Consider the following 18261-nt stretch of genomic DNA (forward strand, 5'->3'; position numbering starts at 1 on the left):
CAGGACCTCAGTCTTGCAAGGCACCAAACCGAGTGCGGAATCTAGCATGCCGTCTGTTTACGACGATGGGACATTGGTCCGACACCAAAGCGCCAAAGGTCCTACGCCCATACCGGCTGTTCCCAGGATGGGTCGGGGATCGCATTTTTTTGGTTGGACTTGGGGGCTTACTTACCGCAGCGCTTCCATCGGCACCTTGTCCATGTCGGTGAAGCTCATGTTGTCGCCAGCCATCGCCCAGATGAAGGCGTAGCGCCCGGTACCCGCGCCGGAGTGGATCGACCAACCCGGCGAGAGCACGGCTTCATGGTTCTTCAGGACGACATGGCGGGTTTCGCCCGGCTCGCCCATGAAGTGAAAGATTCGCGTCGCCTCCTGCATACCGAAATAGAGGTAGACTTCCATTCGCCGGTCATGCACATGCGCCGGCATGGTGTTCCAGACCGAACCCGGCTCGAACATCGTGAGGCCGACGAGCAATTGGCAGCTCTCGCAGACATCCGGATGAACATATTGGTTGATGGTGCGAGCGTTGGACTCTTCTGCCGAACCCAGGCTCAACTTCTTTGCCATGTCGCGGGTGATGTGCACGGTCGGACAGGAGCGGTGCGCGGGCGCGCTCAGGACGTAGAACAAGGCCGGCGCGTTCGCATCGTCGCTGGCAAAGCCGAGCGCACCACCGCCCATCCCGACATAGAGCGCTTCCTGAAAGCCGAGCACATGATCCTTGTCCCCGACGCTGACCGTGCCGGAGCCGCCGATATTGATGATCGCCGCTTCGCGGCGGTCCAGAAAGCGCTGCGTGCCTGTCTCGGCAATCCGGTCGATCACGAGCCTGTCCGCCGCCGGCACCACGCCGCCGACGATCATGCGGTCAAGATGGCTATAGGTGAGGTTGGCTCGGCCCGGCTGGAAAAGCGCTTCGATGACGAAGCCATCGCGCAGGCCTGCGTGTTGCGCCTTGCGGCATCCTCAGGCCCGACCACCTGGCGAACTGATACGGAAATAGTCACGGCATCTGCCTCTTGCTTTCGAGGATGGGCATCAGGTGAGCACGACATATTCGGTCAGTTGGCTGATCGTCGTATCGGCCTTCTGCACGTCGAAGACCTTCGTGCCATGGCTCATGATCACGAACCTGTCGCAGACCTGGTAGGCGTGGTAGAGATTGTGCGTCACCAGCACGCTCGAGACATTCTCCGCCTTGAGCTTCAGCACTTGGTTCAACAACGCTTCCGTCTCGCGTACGGAGAGCGCCGAGGTCGGCTCATCGAGGAGCAGCACGCGCTTCTTGAAATAGACGGCGCGGGCGATTGCGACCGCCTGTTTCTGCCCGCCGGAGAGATTGCCGACGAGCGTATCCGGGGAATCGATGCCGGAGATGTGCACGGCGTTCTGCAAGACTTCCATGGCGATGTCGCGCATCTCGCGCTGCCTAAGGAAGCCGAAGCGATCGGTCAGTTCACGGCCCATGAAGATATTGCGGGTAATCGAGAGCGAATCGACCAGCGCGGTATGCTGGTAGATCGTTTCGATGCCGGCATCGGCGGAATCCGAGCGGCAGGAAAAGGTCGTCTTCTTGCCGTCGACGCTGAGATAGCCGTCCGTCGGCTTGTGGATGCCGGAGATGAGATTGACGGTCGTCGATTTGCCGGCGCCGTTGTCGCCCAAAAGGCCGACAACTTCACCCTCGCCGATATGGAAGCTCAGATTGCGAAGCGCGGTCAGCGCACCGAAGCTCTTCGAGATGTTATGCAGTTCGAGAAGATTGGGGGTCGACATCACGCAAGACCTCGCCGCTCGATTAGATGGTTGAAAATGGCGGCCAGCACGATCAGCGTGGCGATGAACATGTCGAGATAGAAGCCGGGTGCCCGCAGGAGAAGCAGGACGTCGGTTATCGTGTGGATGAGCAGCACGCCGAGAAAGATGCCGATGATCGATCCGCGTCCTCCGCGTAGCGAAAGCCCGCCGATGACGCAGGCGGCGATCGCCTGGAGTTCCAGACCCGCACCCTGCCCGGGTTGCACGCTGCCCACGCGGGCCGTGGCAAGAATGCCCGCGACCGCAGCCATGCCGCCCGCAATCGCAAAGGCAATCAGTTTGACGCGGCTGGTATTGATGCCGATCGCCTCGGCCGCACCGCGATTTCCACCCGTCGCGAAGACGTGGTTGCCGAAGCGGTGGCGGTGTAGCAGCAGGTGAAAGCCTATGACGAAGAGGACGATCCAGATGAAGGCGGCGTTCACGCCGAACAGAGTGCCGGAAAAGAGGCTGGTGAAGACCGGCTCCGGGTCGAAACGCACCTGGACGGCACCGTTGTAGAGCAGCACCGCGCCGCGCCAGAAGAGGAGCCCACCGAGCGTGACGATGAAGGACGGCAGGCCGAAGCGCAGGGTGATATGGCCGTTGAGCGAGCCGATCAGCAGGCCGGTCAGAATACCGATCGGTGCTGCGATGAAGGCGCTCAGCCCTGCATTGACGAGCGAGGCCATCAGCACGGCCGTGAACGTGTAGACGGAGCCGATGGAAAGGTCGAATTCACCGGCGATCATCAATACGCCGGCTCCGAGCGCGAGGCACCCGAGCACGGGGATCGCCTTCATCAGGATCGTCAGGTTCTGCGGCGAGAGGTAGCGGAACTCGTCCGGATAGAGGAGCGCGCCGGCGATGCAGACAATCTGCAGGGTCATGAAGACGAGAAAGATCGCTCCCGCGGGCATGCCCATGATCTGCTTGAGGATGGATTGTCTCTGGGTCCGCGAGCGTGGCGCGGCACTTTCGGCTAGGACAGGTGTCACGGTCTGGCACTCGATCGTTGGGGAACGGGGAACCGGCCGGGCGCGCCGGCGGGCTCCCACGGAACACGGTTAGCGGTAGCTGCCGATCAGCGGTTTGACCGAACCGATGCGCGACTTGTCGAGGAAGGCGCCCTGACCCGTGTCGATGTCGGTCGGTGTCAGCCCGTATTTCTTGGCAAGCGCGATCTGGGCGATCGGGTAATAGCCCTGCAGATAGGGCTGCTGGTCCATGGTCGCGTACATCGCGCCGGATTCCACCGCGGTTACGATCTCGACCGCAAGGTCGAAACCACCGAATGGAATGTCTACGCCGGCGTCCTTGATGGCGCCGGCGCCGACGGTCGAGGTGACCGAGCCGGTGCCGAACAGCGCCTTCACGTTCGGGTTGGCGATGAGGAATTGCGCGATGATGTTCTGCGCTTCGGCAGGGTCGAGACCAGCACGAACCGTCTCCACCTTGATACCGTTTTCGGTCATCGCCTTCTCGATGCCGCCGCCACGGGCGACCGCAAAGCTCGCTTCCGGAATTTCGCGCGGATTGAAGACGACGTCGCCGGACTTGAGGCCGAATTCCTTGATCATGCGGTTGCCGAGCTCATAGCCGGAGGCAAGCTCGTCCATGCCGACATAGGCCTGGCGACAGTTGCCCTTGGCGCCGTCGAGGTCATCGTTGTTGAAGCCGATGACGATGATCCCGGCCTTGACTGCCGCGCAGATGCTCTCGTCGAAAGCATCCGAACTGGAGATCGCTACGGCGATGCCGTCGACACCGCTGGCCGTCGCGCTCTCGATCAGGTCGTTCTGGCGCACCGGATCGTTGTTGGCATACTGCACGTCGAGGTCGACACCGAATTGAGCGGCGGCGTCTTGCGCTCCCTTCACCACCGGATTAAAGAACTGCACGCTCGGATCGAGATAGATGATCATCGTTGCCTTGACATCTGCGGCGAGCGCAGTCGACGTCAACAAGGTGGCAAGGCCCGCAGCCAGAGCTGCGGTTCTGAGCCTGGTCAGTTTCATTGCGTATCCTCCCTTTGGATGTGCATTGCGGGTCGCAAGACCCAAGTCTCGGCTGGCGGGCTCCGACCAAAGATCACGCCAGCCGAGATATTCCTCCTCCTGACCCCAGTCTGCGGCCGGTTATGTGAACCAGGGCGCGGGACGCCCGAGCGTCACATGGACGCCCTTGAACTGGGAATATTCGTCAAAGCCGTAGCGGCCGAGCTCGCGGCCAAGGCCGCTCTTCTTGTAGCCGCCGATCGGCAGCTCCGGCGTGCCGTCGATCACGCTGTTGATCCAGCATCGGCCGGCGCGGATGCGGCGGATGCTCTGCAGGGCCGTTTCGAGATTGGTCGACCAGACGCTGGCCGAAAGACCGAACTCGGTGGCGTTCGCCAGCGCTACGGCTTCGTCCGCGGTCTTGAAGGTCAGCGTTGAAAGCACGGGACCAAAGATCTCTTCGCGTGCGATCGACATGTCGGGCGTGACGCCGGCAAACACCGTCGGTGCATAGTAAAGGCCGGCCTCCCTGCCGATCCTTTCGCCACCGAGCAGCAGTTCCGCGCCGGATGTGATGCCGGCCGTCACATAGGAATGCACCTTTTCGGCATGGGCCTCCGAGATCATCGCGCCGATTTTGGTGCGTTCGTTCAGCGGATCGCCGAAGGCGACCCTGCGCGATATGTCGAGCAGGCGCTCCATCAGCGCATCGCGGATGCCCTCCTGCACCAGAAGCCGGCTGCCGGAAATGCAGCACTGGCCGGCATTGTGGTAGACGCCATAGGCGATGCCGTCTGCCGCCGCGTCAAGATCCGCATCGGCGAAGACGATCTGCGGCCCCTTGCCGCCAAGCTCCAGCCCGACGCGCTTGACGGTGCGCGCCGCGATCTCGCCAAGCTTCGTGCCGACGCGGACAGAGCCGGTAAAGGCGACCATGTCGACGTTCGGGTCTTCGGCCAGCACCTGGCCGGCGGGATCGCCATAACCGGTGACGACGTTAAACACGCCATCGGGAATGCCAGCTTCGCGCGCCAACTCCGCCAGACGGATCGACGTGCCCGACGTGAACTCGGAGGGCTTCAGCACGACGGTGCAGCCGCTACCGATAGCCCAGGGCACGCGTTCAGACGCGATGATGAAGGGGAAGTTCCAGGGCGTAATGATGCCGACGACCCCGACCGGCTCGCGCAGGACAAGGCCCAAGCGATCGTCGCCGATATTGTTGTGGGTTTGTCCTTCCAGCGCGCGGGCCTGGCCGGCGGCGTAGGACCAGAGATCCGCGCAGAAACCGATTTCGCCGCGCGCCTGAGCGATAGGCTTGCCAACCTCGAGACTCTCGATCAGCGCCAGTTCCTCCTGCCGCGCGAGGATGAGGTCGGCGACCTTGAGCATCAGGCGCGACCGCTCTGCGCCGGACATGCGCGGCCACGGGCCGGCATCGAAAGCCTTCCGGGCGGCCGCGACGGCCTTGCGCACGTCGTCGGCCGAGGCTTCCGGCCAGGTGCCGACCACCACGCCGGCGTGGCCGGGGCTCACCCGATCGATCGTGCTGCCTGAAGCGGCATCGACCGACTTGCCATCGACAAGCATCTGGTAGCGGGATTTAATGCGGAGGCGGGGATCATTGGAATCGGGTGCGATGAAATTGGACAGCAATAGCGTTCTCAGGCCGGCCCGCGCGGTGCCAGCCCCTCCCTGTTCATCCGGTTTGCCGGATTTCTGTTGCGCCTGAATTGTATGGTACTGTATGGTGGTTCAAATTGGATGTCAACGGATGACGGCAGCGAAAGACATGAACCTCGAATCCCTGAAGATCGACACCGGCGAAACCGCCGCGGCCCAAGTCGAGCGGGACTTGCGCGAATCCATCATCCGGCTGGAGCTCGCCCCCGGAATGCGGCTCTCCGAACAGGAAATCGCCACGCGCATGGGCGTGTCGCGTCAACCCGTGCGCGAAGCGCTCATCGCCCTCGGCAAATCGAAACTGGTGGATATCCGGCCCAACAGGGGCACAGTCGTCGTGCGGATTTCAGCCAGACAAATGATGGAAGCGCGCTTCGTGCGCGAGGCGATCGAAGTCGCGGTGGCGCGCCGGGCCAGCGAGACATTCGATAGCTGGACACGGCGCAAGATCGACACGATCCTAGCTCGGCAAAAGGCGGCGAATGAAGCACATGACCACAATGCTTTTCGCCGGGAGGACGAGCAGTTCCATATTGCGATCGCCGAGGGTGCAGGCTGCGGCCTCGCCTGGAACGCCGTCTCCGATATCAAGGCACACATGGATCGGGTCTGCAACCTTCAGCTGCGCCATCCGGACTCGATGAAGAAACTGATTGCCGAACATGAGGCGATCATCACCGCCATCGACGCGCGGGATGCCGACGCGGCTGCGGCCGCCATGCGCAGCCACCTCAACGGCATTCTGGCCGACCTGCCGCAGATCGAGGCCGACAATCCAGACCTGTTCGAATGACCGTTTTCTGGCGGTTAAGTGTGGAGCCGTGCTCGACCCACGTTCCCGTTCGGACTTGATATTCCACCCATGATCAAGGATGGCTTCTTTCGATCATCGCGACAATGGTCTCGAAAAGCTCGTCTTGCGCCTGCTCAGCCGTGATCTCTCCCGTCGAGGCCGCATCCGACAGGGCGTTAGCAGCGCCGAGCATAGCCCAGAAGCCCGCCGGTTCGATGCCTCGCCGCCCCACGAAAGCCGCCAGTGCCCTTCGACACTTCTCGATGAAAGCCAGTTGATAGTCTCTCTTTACCGCCTCCAACTCGGGAGAGCCCGCAAGGGCCGCGAGCACGCCGGGCATTTCCCGGCCCTGCGCGAGTACACAGTCGACGTAGGAGGTTGCGATGACCCTGGCTCGATCTTCGAGGGTCGGGCCGCTCCCCGCGAGTGCGGCGTCGATCATCTCCGTCTGTCGCGCATCAAAATCCCGATAAAGGGCTATCAGCAGGCCATTGCGCGTGCCGAAATGGTCATAGACCAACGGCTTGGCGACAGCAGCTTCTTGCGAGAGCCTCGGGAGCGTCAGGGCATCCGAACCTTCTTCGCGCACAAGGTGCCACGCTAGGTCGAGAAGCTGGCGCCGCCGCTGCTCGCGGCTGAGACGGACGCGCTTGGCGGGAGGCTGCGTTTTGTTCGGCCTGCTTGACATCACTATATACCAAAAGTAACTTACTTGAAGTATATAGGAGCTAGCCTTCAATCGCAACCATCCACCGGCCTCGCGCCGGCGGCCGAAGCGGCATGCCTTCGCATGCCGTTCGCAGAGGATTTGTGCCCATGACCGATACTTCACTCCCCCGCACCGTCGATCGCACCGCATGGCTGGGCCTGATCGCCATTTTACCCCTGGTCCTACTTGTGGCCATGGACGGGTCGATCCTTTATCTCGCTATGCCGCATGTCACTTCGGCCCTCATGCCGACCGCTGATCAGGCGCTCTGGATCCTGGATATCTACGGCTTCGTGGTCGGATCGCTGCTGATCGCTTTCGGAAATATCGGCGACCGCTACGGCCGGCTGAAACTCATCATAACCGGCGCGGCGGTCTTTGGCGCAGGGTCGCTCGGCGCGGCCTATTCGCAAACGCCTGAGCAGCTGATCGCGTCGCGTGCCCTGATGGGACTGGGCGGCGCAACATTACTGCCTTCCGGCTTGGCAATCGTCAGCGCCTTGTTCCCCGATCCGCGACTGCGCGCCCAAGCTATCGGCATCTTTGCGGCCACCTTCGCAGCCGGCTTTGCGATCGGCCCGCTGATTGGCGGCATGCTGCTGCGGCAGTTCGCGTGGGGCGCCGTGTTTCTCATCAATGTCCCCGTCGTCATCGGCTTCATGATCGGCGCGCCGATCCTGTTGCGGGAGGTGCGATCTACCGTCGGCGGCAGCATCGACCTGGCAAGCCTCGTGCTGTCCTTTGCCGGCATCCTGCTGTTCACCTATTCGCTCAAGAATGCGGCCGCCTATGGCTTCACTCCAACACAAATCGTCGCCGGAGCCGCCGGCATATTTGCACTGGCGCTATTCGCTCGCCGACAGACGAAACTTGAATATCCGCTGCTCGACCTCGGTCTCTTCCGCGACCGTATCTTCTCTATCGCTATTCTGACCGGCCTTCTGTCGCTGGTCGTATGGTCTGCTGCCGGCTATCTGTCGGGCGTCTACCTGCAATCGGTGCTGGGCATCGATGTCTTCGCCGCCGCGCTGTTAACCCTGCCGGGCGCGATCGTGCTGACGGCCACCTGCGTGGCCACTGCTCGCATCGTAGAACGGATCGGTCGGAAGACCGCACTTGTGGCAACACATCTGCTGATCGGCGCAGGCGTCTTCCTGCTGCTGTTCACGACGACCGAGACAGGGATTGCTGTCTTCATCGCCTCGACCATGATCGCCGGCATCGGATATGGACTGTCCTTCAGCCTCGTAGCCGATATCGCGGTTTCGGCGGTTCCTGCGAACCGGGCGGGTGCGGCGGGTTCGATAGCAGAGACCAGCAACGAACTGGGCAACGCGCTAGGTATTTCCCTGCTCGGATCGTTAGCGACACTGAGCTTCCGGCTATTCGGCCCCGGCGTGGCAGGGACGCTCGACGAAACGCTCGATCAGCCCGGACTTGCACATCAAAGCCTGATTCAGGCTCAAGAAGCGTTCCTCACCGGCATGCATGTCGCGATCGGCACGGGCGGTCTCCTGACACTCGCAGTCGGGATGGTGGCGTGGCTCTGGCTGCCGAGCAAATTGCCGGAGTAATTACTCCCAACGCGCAGGATGAAGGTCCCGCCAGCGCTCCAGATGCCTCGTGCCACCGACGCTGATCTGCGCATTTTCATTTTGACGAGGGGCTGAAGGAGATCACTTCGCCGTGAGGCTCGGGCGCCGGCTTGAAACGGGACTAACGCCGCTCCAAATCCGCTCCAGCGCAATTCAGGGTGCATTCGGAGGAGTGGCGATGAGCGTCTCATTCCCGAGGGCCGGTTTCCTCGCGCTAGTCATGGTCGTGGCGCTCGCCTTCGGCGTGCCCTTCGATGCGGCGCGGGGGGAACTGCTCGCCCGCGTGCCGGCCGCGCGCGAGATGGCGGTTTGCGGCGACAGATTGTTCGTCGGAACCAAGGGCTCCTCGGTCTACGCCGTGTCCTTACCCGGCGGCCGCGCCCGGCGGGTCGCCTCCGGATTTTCCAATGCGAACGGCGTCGCCTGCTCACGTGGTCGACTGTTCGTGGCTTCAAGAAGCAGCATAACGGCGTTCGAGATCGGCCGCGGCGGTACGTTGAGCGGCAGACGCGACATCCGGCGCGACCTGCCGAATTCGGGGGCCCACAGTTTTCGTTATATCGCCCTCGGCCCGGATGCCCGGCTTTATGTCTCATTGGGATCACCCTGCAACATTTGCGTTCCCCGCGGGCTGCAAGGCACGATCGTCAGCATGAACCAGGACGGGTCTGACCTTCGCAGAGTGGCCTGGGGCGTGCGCAACTCGGTCGGCTTCGATTGGCGCGGCGGCAGAATGTTCTTCACCGACAACGGCGCCGACAGGATGGGAGACGATGTCCCGCCCGACGAGTTGAACGCGCTTCGGCCGGGCGGCTTTTACGGCTTTCCTTATTTCGGCGGCCAGGTGCCGCTCACAGGGTTCGAAGACGCGATGCCGCCCGCGCGCCAAATTCCCCCTGTCTTCAATTTTCAGGCCCATGTCGCAGCGCTTGGGATTCATTTCTTCCGCAGCCTGGGCGGCGATGCTCTGGTGGCGCAGCACGGCAGTTGGAACAGGTCGGTACCGGTCGGCTATCAGGTCGTGCGGGTCCGCTTCCGTGGCGGCCGTCCGGCCTCGGCGGCCACTTTCCTCAGAAACGTCGGTCGTCCGGTGGACGTCAAGGAGGCGCCCGACGGGGCCATCCTCGTATCCGACGACGCCGGTGGCGCAATTCACATCTTCAGGCGGTGACGTCTCCCGCGGACAGGAATTTGCGGCCCTATTCGAGGTCCGGTGGCTTCGAAGTGCGTTTCCGCCTGCTGTTGGTTGAACAACCGAAAATTGCTGTTCCCTGAAGCACACCTTTCAGATATGGCGCCGGTGCCGATTGAGGTGAGATGGCACTAGGAGAATCATTGTGAATGTCGACGAGAAACTGGAACCCATTCTAGCGGAAGTCCTGAGGCGTAACGGAGGTGAACACGAGTTTCACCAGGCAGTGCGCGAGGTTCTCGAGAGCCTCGGGCGCGTGATAGCCAAACATCCCCGTTACGCCGAAAACGCGCTCATCGAGAGGATCTGCGAACCAGAGCGTCAGATCATCTTCCGCGTGCCCTGGGTGGACGACAAGGGCCAGGTCCAGATCAACCGGGGGTTCCGGGTTCAGTTCAACTCCGCACTTGGGCCGTACAAGGGCGGAATCCGTTTTCATCCTTCGGTGAACATCGGAATCATCAAGTTTCTCGGCTTCGAGCAGACCTTCAAGAACGCACTGACCGGGATGCCGATCGGCGGGGGGAAGGGTGGCTCCGACTTCAATCCCAGGGGCCGTTCGGACGGCGAGATCATGCGCTTCTGCCAGTCGTTGATGACCGAGCTTCACAGGCATCTCGGCGAATACACGGACGTTCCCGCGGGTGATATCGGTGTGGGAGGCCGGGAGATCGGCTACATGTTCGGTCAGTATAAGCGGCTTACCAACCGCTACGAAGCCGGTGTGCTCACGGGCAAGGCATTGTTCTACGGCGGTTCGCGGGCCCGAAAGGAAGCGACGGGCTACGGGGCGACCTATTTCGTCCAGCGCATGATCGCAACCAAGGGTCTGGACTTCGAGGGCAAACGGGTGACCGTCTCCGGATCCGGCAACGTAGCGATCTATACGATGGAGAAGGTGATCGAGTTCGGAGGAAAAATCGTGGCGTGCTCCGATTCGAACGGGTACGTGGTCGACGAGGACGGCATCGACCTTGAACTGGTCAAGGAGATCAAGGAAGTGCGTCGCGAGCGGATCTCGGAGTACGCGCGACTGAAAGGCGCCGGGACTCACTATATAGAAGCGGGCTCGGTCTGGGACGTTCCATGCGATGTCGCCATGCCTTCAGCGACTCAGAACGAGCTTACCGGCAAGGATGCACGAACATTGGTGAAGAACGGTGTTCTTGCGGTGGGTGAGGGCGCCAACATGCCGTGCACGCCGGAGGCGGTCCGCATCTTCCAGGAGGCGGGTGTACTGTTTGCCCCGGGCAAGGCCGCGAATGCAGGGGGCGTTGCCACCTCCGCTCTCGAGATGCAGCAGAACGCCTCACGTGACAGCTGGACGTTCGAACAGACCGAGGCGCGCCTTGCAACCATCATGCAGGCGATTCACGACCGTTGCGCCGAGACCGCAGAGGAGTATGGCACCCCTGGAGACTATGTTCTCGGAGCCAACATAGCGGGCTTCGTCAGAGTGGCCGAGGCAATGGATGCCCTCGGCGTGATCTGAGCGCGCCGGAGGCGATCAAGCCGTTCGGGGTGCGTGCCGCGGTGCTTCCGCACTAGCGGCACTGACCCGGGCGACTTGACTTCCCCGATACCGCGGGCGATCATGCGGCCATGTTGACCAACCGCGACATATATCCGCTTAACGCTCTTGGGATTCGCCTGATCGCAGGATCGTAACCCGGATCCGGCCTCGTCGCCCGCCGGATCCTGGGTGAACGCGTTCAGCACAAATTCTCGCTGACATGCGCGACAATCTTCCCGAATATTTCAACTGCATGCACGCGGAAATCCCGTGCCTGTTCCGGAGGTATTGCGAACGATGTCCAGCATCATGGTCTCCTCGAATCTGCCCCTGCCTTTCATTGGAGCGACGGACTACCGTCTGCTTAGCCGCCTTGCCTACTAGGCCTTGTGGAGGGACTTCGACATCGCCGCTGAATTGATCGAAAAGCTGGAGCGCCCCTGTGTTCTGCCAGACGACCAGGTGCCGCCCGATGTCGTCAAGATAGGGTCTATCGTCACTTGCGAGGTCGAGGACGGCCCCTGCCGGACCTTCTCTCTCGTCTACCCCGATGACGTCGATGCCGAGAAGGGAAGGATTTCCGTCCTCACGCCGGTCGGAGTGGCGCTCCTGGGTCTTCGGCCCGGACAGGCGGTCGAGTGGTTCTCTCGAGATGGGCAGAGAAACCATCTGATGGTCGTTCGGGTCGAGGACGACGTGAAGGACGAACTCGCCCTTTGATGCTTCGCCGAACCCAGACAGTCTCCGCCGAGGACCCCATGCATTTGCTCGATAGCAGAAAGCGGAAAGCCAGAGGAGGTCGCCTCACCGCAGGCTCGTAGCCCTGTGCCGAACCGCTCGCGGTCGGCGCAGGGAGTTCCTGTCTCGTCAGCACGAGCAAAGGCCGACTGTGATGGTCGCGGCCGTTCGTGCCCCATACTTGCTCGAGAGGGCAGGTCCATGACCCGACGGAAGCTGGAGAGATGCGCCATGTCGAGAGAAGCTTTCTGCCAACTGACTGCAGGAGACCTGAACATCCTGATGTCCATGCTGGACGAAACCGGCCACACGGAATCCTTCACGATCCTACTGCGCGAGAAGTTGAACTATGCCAGCGTGTTTTTCCGCGAAGACATACCTGAGAATGTAGTCACTCTGGACACGCAGGTGGGCTACACCGTCAACGGCGTGCGCACCGGACCACATCTTCTGGTCCGCAACGCCGCGGGTAGACCTGCCAACTCCGCCATCTCCGTGCGGACGATGCGCGGTTTGGCGCTGCTTGGGCTGGCCGTCGGCGAGAGGACCGAGATCCTCGGAGAGCACGGCTGGCCTGAAACCCTGGCGGTCGAGCGAATCGTCTTTCAACCCGAGTCAGAGGCTCGCCTGAAACAGACGAGCACCGAACCCGTGCAACTGATCGACCACGCTCCGCAAGTGGTCAATTTCCGGCCGCGGCCCAGGAAAGCGGCCATTCCACATGATGATGATCCAGGTCCCAGTGCCGCATGATGCTGGCAGGCAGCCAGCAATCTAACCCGACGGATCCGGTGATGTCGCCAGATCATTGAGAAAATCCCGGCACCAGCGCGAGACGTCGTGTTCCAGCAAGTGATCCATCATAGTCTTCCAGCGATCCTTCCGCTCTTCGAGCGGCATGCTGAGCGCGCGCGCCATAGCGTTTGCGGTACCCTCAATATCATAGGGATTGACCAGCAGGGCGCCTCTTAGATCGCGGGCGGCCCCGGCGAAACGCGAAAGCACGAGCACGCCCGGATCGTCCGGGTCCTGCGCGGCCACATATTCCTTCGCAACCAGGTTCATCCCGTCTCGAAGCGGCGTCACCAGGCCGACTTTGCCAAGCCGGTAAAGCCCTGCAAGAATATGCCGGCCTACCGAACGGTTGATATAGCGTATGGGCACCCAATCAACAGCGCCGAGCGCGCCGTTCACCCTGCCGGCCTGTTCGGCCACAGTTCGCTGCATGGCTTCGTATTCCGGCACTTCGGACCGCGACTTCGGCGTGATCTGCAGATAGGTGACGCGCCCCTGCTGGGCCGGATTGGCCAAGATGAAGCGCTCGAACGCGTCGATGCGCTGCGTGATCCCTTTTGAGTAATCAAGGCGATCGACACCGATGATCAGGCTCCGGTGCTCGATGCTTTCACGCGCTTTCCTGACGGTCTTGTTGGTCAATGCCTTTTTGGCAAATTCGGCAAAGGCCGCAGTCTCTATGCCGATTGCATAGATGCCGCCCTTGAATACGCGGCCATAGGCACTGAAGCGGCCTCCACCGAGTTCATCGCCAATGCCTTCCCGCCTGAGGCAGCCGGCGAAGTTCTCAAGATCATGATCGGTCTGGAAACCGACGACATCGTAGTGCGACAGGCCGCGCATGATCTCCTCGTGAACGGGCATCGTGAAGAGTACGTCGGCAGGCGGCCAGGGAATGTGGAGAAAGAAGCCGATCCGGTTCTTCAAGCCCATTTGACGGAGTTCTGCGGCGAGAGGGATCAAATGGTAGTCGTGCACCCAGATCACGTCATCGGGCCTGACGAGCGGCGCCAGCCGATGGGCGAAGAAGCGGTTGACGCGGAAATACCCGGCCATCTCCTTGCGACCGTATTCGGCAAGATCAAGCCGGTAGTGGCAGATCGGCCAAAGAACCCGGTTGGCGAAGCCGTGGTAATATTCTCCGACGTCGGTATCAGTCAGGTCCGTGAGCGCATAGGTGATATTGCCCTGGTGCAACTGAGCAAGCGGCTCCGGCTCGTTCTCTCCGCTCGATCGTCCCGACCAGCCCATCCAGATGCCGCCATGCTCTTCAAGGGCGACTTTCAGCGCGACCGCCAGCCCACCGGCAGGCGCAATGCCTCCCTTGTCAGGGACGGGCACACGATTGGAAACAATGACGAGACGGCTCATGCCGAATTCCTTTCATTCAAGAAAATATACACTTGGCGCTCAAACGTTCAGGAGGGGGAACGCGTTTCCGACGCAGACGATCCCACCGACGCGAAAATCGTCGAGAGGGTGCAACTCGCGCGTGGAGCCGCGACGGCCGCTCCGGTGTCGAAGCCGTTTCAAGCGCTTGTGATTCGGGGGGCGTGGACGAACTTGGATAAATGGCGGGTTTGTCGGCGGTGGGTGATGATTTCCGCGCAGCCGCACTTTCATGCCCCGGGTGGCAGCTGCCCGCTGAATACAAAAGGGCGGCCGGAGCCGCCCTTCCATCATCAGGGATTTGGAAGCTACGAACGCTTCCTGGAATTGCGCTTGAGCATTTGATCCAACGCACTTCCAGACGGAAAACCGTTACACATTTTTCCTGCAAGTGCTCTAGTGATTGTGGCGGGGCATATTCTTGGCGATCTGCCGGAAGTCTGCTGCGCCTTCGAGCACCGCGCCGTCGGAAAGCTGGGTGACGGACTTGCGGTAGATGCGCTGCCAGGGCGTGGCATCGGCCGGCACGGCGGGAATGCCGTCCGCCTTGCGTCTTTCGATATCCTCGTCGGAAACCAGCATGTCGCAGCGACCCAGGTTGAAATCGATGCGGATCACATCACCGCTGCGCAGCCAGGCGAGACCGCCGCCAGCCGCACTCTCCGGCGAGGCGTTCAGGATGGAGGGACTGTCGGCCGTGCCGGATTGACGTCCGTCACCGATGGTGGGCAGGCTCCTGATGCCGCGTTTCAAGAGATGATCCGGCGGCTGCATGTTCACGACTTCCGCCGACCCCGGCCAGCCGAGCGGGCCGGCGCCGCGGATCACCAGAATGGTGTTCTCGTCGATGTCGAGTTCAGGGTCGTTGATGCGCTTGTGGTAGTCCTCCGAGCCGTCGAAGACCACGGCCTTGCCCTCGAAAACGCCCTCGCGGCCCGGTTCCTGAAGGTAGCGCTTCCTGAAATCGTCGGAGACGACACTCATCTTCATGATGGCGCAGTCGAAGAGATTGCCCTTCAGCACCAGGAAGCCTGCCTTTTCCTTGAGGGGCTCGTCGAAGGGGCGAATAACTTCGCGATCCGTGGGTTCGCGCCCTTCGAGGTTCTCGGCCACCGTCCTTCCCGTGACGGTGCGACAGCCGCCGTCGAGCTTTCCGGCCTTCAGGAGCTCCCACATGATGGCGGGGGTGCCGCCCGCGCGGTGATAGCGTTCGCCGAGATAGGCGCCCGCCGGCTGGATGTTGGCGAGCAGCGGGATATCGAAACCATGGACCTGCCAGTCGTCCGGGTAAAGCTCGACGCCGGCATGCTTCGCCATGGCCGCAAGATGCGGCTGGGCGTTGGTCGATCCGCCGATCGCCGAGTTGACGCGGATGGCATTGAGAAAGGCTTCCCGGGTCAGGATGTCGGAGGGTTTCAGGTCCTCGAAAACGAGTTCCACGGCGCGGCGTCCGGTACGATAGGCCATCTGCCCACGCTCGCGATAGGCAGCGGGGATGGCGCCGCAACCGGTGAGCGACATGCCGAGCGCTTCGGCCATCGCGTTCATTGTCGAAGCCGTGCCCATCGTGTTGCAATGGCCGACGGAGGGAGCCGAATCGAGTGCTGCCTGCATGAACTCCTCGCGGTCGATCTCGCCTGCCGCGAGCTTGCGGCGCATGCGCCAGATCACCGTGCCGGAGCCGACGAGATCGCCTTCGTGCCAGCCGTCGAGCATGGGGCCGCCGGAGAGCACGATCGCCGGAATGTCGACCGTGGAGGCCGCCATCAGGGCTGAGGGAGTGGTCTTGTCGCAGCCGGTGGTCAGCACCACGCCATCCAGCGGATAGCCGTAGAGAATTTCAACGAGGCCGAGATAGGCGAGGTTGCGATCGAGGGCGGCCGTCGGGCGCTTGCAGTTCTCGAAAATCGGATGCGTCGGGAACTCGATCGGAATGCCCCCGGCATCGCGGATGCCGTCGCGCACGCGCTTCGCCAGATCCATATGCACCCGATTGCATGGAGTGAGATCGCTGCCGCTTTGGGCAATGCCGATGATGGGCTTGCCGCAACGCAATTCCTCCGGCGTCACGCCGTAGTTCATGAAGCGCTCCAGATAGAGCGCCGTCAGATCGATATGGTCCGGATTGTCGAACCAGTCCTGTGAGCGCAGGCGGCGCTGGGGTTTGTCAGTCATGGCGGGACCTAATTCCTTGGGTTGAGCTTTTCGAGTTGCAGAAGCAGTCCGCTGTGGTCCTGTTCGCCGCCGCCGGACTCAACGAAATCGGCAAATTCCTGCCGCACTTGCCTGGTCAGGGGAAGCTCGAGGGAGAGTTCATCCGCCATGGCCATGACGGCGTTCAGATCCTTCAGCTGGTTGTTCGATGCGCCGCCGGGGGCGAAGTTGCGCTCCACCATACGGGCGCCGTGCAGTTCAAGGATCCGGCTTTCGGCAAAGCCGCCGCGGATTGCGTCTCGAAAGGCCGCGCGCGAGGCACCGCCGGCTTCCACCAGAACCATGGCTTCGGCCACCGCGCCGATGGTGACGGCGACGATCTGCTGGTTGGCGAGCTTGCAGACCTGGCCGGCACCGCTCGGGCCCACATGGGTCACGCGACCGAGACACGCGAAAACTTCCTTCAGGCTTTCGACCGCGGTGCCATCGCCGCCGGCCATGATGGCGAGCGTACCGGCGGCCGCGCCCACCACGCCGCCTGAAACCGGTGCGTCGAGGTGACGGATGCCTTTTTCCGCCAATCTGCGCGCATGTTCGCGGGCGATCTGCGGGGCTATGGAGCTGCAATCCACCACGATCGTACCTTCCGCCAGGCTATCGGCGACGCCGCGCTCGAACAGGACCTCGGATACGGCCTGGCCGTTGGTCAGCATGGTGAAGACGATAGCTGCGCCGGCAACAGCATCGGCCGGCGAGGCAGCGATGTCAGCACCGTCGGCGACCAGCGGCTCGGCTTTGGCGGCGTCACGGTTCCACACCGTAACCGAAAAACCGGCACCGAGCAGGCGCCGCGCCATCGGTGCCCCCATCAAGCCCGTGCCGAGAAAGGCAATCTTCGTCTTCCCGCTCACAGCTTCCCTCCCAGTTCATCCTCGATGTGAACGCGGATGATCTCGTCGAAGCTCTTTTCGGCAGTGAAGCCAAGTTCGGTGGCGCGTTTGGCCTCGAAGCCCGGCGCCCAGCCGGCGACCATCTTCATGATCATCTCGTCGGGTTCGCGGCGGATCAGCTGCACGGCCTTTTCGCCGGCAACGCGGCGCAGCGCTTCGATCTGCTCGCCCACGGTGGCACTGAGACCCGGCATGGAAAGGTTGCGACGCGGGCCAACTTTTTCAAGGTCGATGGTCGCGCCATGGATGAGGAAGCCGACCGCCGAGCGCGGCGAGGTGTGCCAGTGGCGGACATCCTCCGAAACAGGCAGCACGGCTTCCTGGCCGACCAGCGGCTCGCGCAGGATATTGGAGAAGAAGCCGGAAGCCGCCTTGTTGGGCTTGCCGGGGCGGATGCAGATCGTCGGCAGGCGGATGCCGATGCCATCGAAGAAGCCGCGGCGGCTGTAGTCGGAGAGCAGCAGCTCGCAGATCGCTTTCTGGGTGCCGTAGCTCGTAAGCGGAGTAAGATGATAATCGTCCGGGATGGGGAAGGGGAGCGGCGCTCCGACCACGGCGATCGATGAGGTGAAGACAAGGCGAGGCTTGTAGCCGTCCTGATCGTGAGCAAGGCGGATCGCATCGAAGAGATAGCGCGTGCCGTCGAGATTGATCCGGTAGCCCTTGTCGAAATCCAGTTCGGCTTCACCGGAGACGATTGCCGCCAGATGGAAGATGACATCCGGGCGCCCCTCGACGAGCTTCTCGGCTTCGCCGGAAGCGGAAAGGTCGCCTTCGCGTGCAACGGCCGTTCCGGCAAAGCCCTGCGGCCTTTCCGGCGCCACTACGTCCACGAGCGTCAGCTTCTCCACCCGGTTTCCGCCGAGAGTGCCGTCCTTGACGAGCCGCTGCGTGAGCTTGCGGCCGACCATGCCGGCAGCGCCGATGATCAGGATATGCATGAATGTCTC

15 protein-coding genes and 1 pseudogene are annotated in these 18261 nt (G+C 62.2%); 6 read left to right on the plus strand and 10 right to left on the minus strand.

Annotation, left to right across the window (positions count from 1 at the left end):
• Positions 1-171: 171 nt before the first annotated feature.
• From kduI to PZL22_RS28815, 5 genes and pseudogenes are all read right to left on the minus strand, one after another.
• Positions 172-1013, minus strand: a pseudogene (kduI, locus tag PZL22_RS28795) (5-dehydro-4-deoxy-D-glucuronate isomerase).
• A 31-nt stretch (positions 1014-1044) separates the two neighbouring features.
• Entirely contained in the window at positions 1045-1782 is a 738-nt protein-coding gene (locus tag PZL22_RS28800; RefSeq protein ID WP_003525223.1) for an ATP-binding cassette domain-containing protein, read from the minus strand.
• Positions 1782-2801, minus strand: coding sequence for an ABC transporter permease (locus PZL22_RS28805; RefSeq protein WP_013845100.1), 1020 nt, complete (start codon positions 2799-2801; stop codon positions 1782-1784). The genes PZL22_RS28800 and PZL22_RS28805 overlap by 1 nt, the downstream gene beginning before the upstream one ends.
• A 69-nt stretch (positions 2802-2870) precedes the next feature.
• Positions 2871-3821, minus strand: a complete 951-nt coding sequence (locus tag PZL22_RS28810) for a sugar ABC transporter substrate-binding protein (protein ID WP_014528220.1) — start codon at positions 3819-3821, stop codon at positions 2871-2873.
• A 120-nt stretch (positions 3822-3941) separates the two neighbouring features.
• A complete protein-coding gene (locus PZL22_RS28815) occupies positions 3942-5456 on the minus strand; it encodes an aldehyde dehydrogenase family protein (protein ID WP_014528221.1) in 1515 nt (504 codons plus the stop codon).
• Positions 5457-5574: 118 nt separating this feature from the next.
• Between PZL22_RS28815 and PZL22_RS28820 the strand changes: the two genes are divergently transcribed.
• Positions 5575-6276, plus strand: a complete 702-nt coding sequence (locus tag PZL22_RS28820; protein WP_013845097.1) for a GntR family transcriptional regulator — start codon at positions 5575-5577, stop codon at positions 6274-6276.
• A 73-nt stretch (positions 6277-6349) separates the two neighbouring features.
• Here PZL22_RS28820 and PZL22_RS28825 read toward each other — a convergent pair whose 3' ends face one another.
• Positions 6350-6964, minus strand: coding sequence for a TetR/AcrR family transcriptional regulator (locus PZL22_RS28825; RefSeq protein WP_164843028.1), 615 nt, complete (start codon positions 6962-6964; stop codon positions 6350-6352).
• Between the two features lie 128 nt (positions 6965-7092).
• Between PZL22_RS28825 and PZL22_RS28830 the strand changes: the two genes are divergently transcribed.
• The 5 genes from PZL22_RS28830 to PZL22_RS28850 all read left to right on the plus strand — a co-directional run bounded on the left by PZL22_RS28830 (position 7093) and on the right by PZL22_RS28850 (position 12776).
• Positions 7093-8559, plus strand: a complete 1467-nt coding sequence (locus PZL22_RS28830) for an MFS transporter (protein ID WP_013845095.1) — start codon at positions 7093-7095, stop codon at positions 8557-8559.
• Positions 8560-8758: 199 nt separating this feature from the next.
• Entirely contained in the window at positions 8759-9751 is a 993-nt protein-coding gene (locus PZL22_RS28835) for a PQQ-dependent sugar dehydrogenase (RefSeq protein ID WP_127700928.1), read from the plus strand.
• 166 nt (positions 9752-9917) lie between these two features.
• Complete coding sequence (gdhA, locus tag PZL22_RS28840) at positions 9918-11264, plus strand: NADP-specific glutamate dehydrogenase (RefSeq protein ID WP_010967123.1); 1347 nt, start codon at positions 9918-9920, stop codon at positions 11262-11264.
• 408 nt (positions 11265-11672) lie between these two features.
• Entirely contained in the window at positions 11673-12005 is a 333-nt protein-coding gene (locus PZL22_RS28845) for a GreA/GreB family elongation factor (protein ID WP_324280230.1), read from the plus strand.
• A 249-nt stretch (positions 12006-12254) separates the two neighbouring features.
• Positions 12255-12776, plus strand: coding sequence for a GreA/GreB family elongation factor (locus PZL22_RS28850; RefSeq protein ID WP_164843027.1), 522 nt, complete (start codon positions 12255-12257; stop codon positions 12774-12776).
• 21 nt (positions 12777-12797) lie between these two features.
• On the opposite strand, the gene otsA is transcribed toward PZL22_RS28850, so the two are convergent.
• The 4 genes from otsA to denD all read right to left on the minus strand — a co-directional run bounded on the left by otsA (position 12798) and on the right by denD (position 18252).
• Positions 12798-14189, minus strand: a complete 1392-nt coding sequence (gene otsA / locus PZL22_RS28855; protein ID WP_013845090.1) for an alpha,alpha-trehalose-phosphate synthase (UDP-forming) — start codon at positions 14187-14189, stop codon at positions 12798-12800.
• A 414-nt stretch (positions 14190-14603) separates the two neighbouring features.
• The gene (locus PZL22_RS28860; RefSeq protein WP_127700924.1) at positions 14604-16382 is read right to left on the minus strand and encodes an IlvD/Edd family dehydratase; all 1779 of its coding nucleotides are present in this window, start codon (positions 16380-16382) and stop codon (positions 14604-14606) included.
• Positions 16383-16390: 8 nt separating this feature from the next.
• Entirely contained in the window at positions 16391-17272 is an 882-nt protein-coding gene (locus PZL22_RS28865; protein ID WP_014532061.1) for an NAD(P)-dependent oxidoreductase, read from the minus strand.
• Positions 17269-18252 (minus strand): D-erythronate dehydrogenase, encoded by a 984-nt coding sequence (gene denD, locus PZL22_RS28870; protein ID WP_013845087.1) that lies wholly within the window; start codon positions 18250-18252, stop codon positions 17269-17271. Before denD ends, PZL22_RS28865 begins: the two co-directional genes overlap by 4 nt.
• Positions 18253-18261 lie beyond the last annotated feature (9 nt).

Source organism: Ensifer meliloti, from assembly GCF_030064585.1.
In the GTDB taxonomy this organism is placed as follows: domain Bacteria; phylum Pseudomonadota; class Alphaproteobacteria; order Rhizobiales; family Rhizobiaceae; genus Sinorhizobium; species Sinorhizobium meliloti.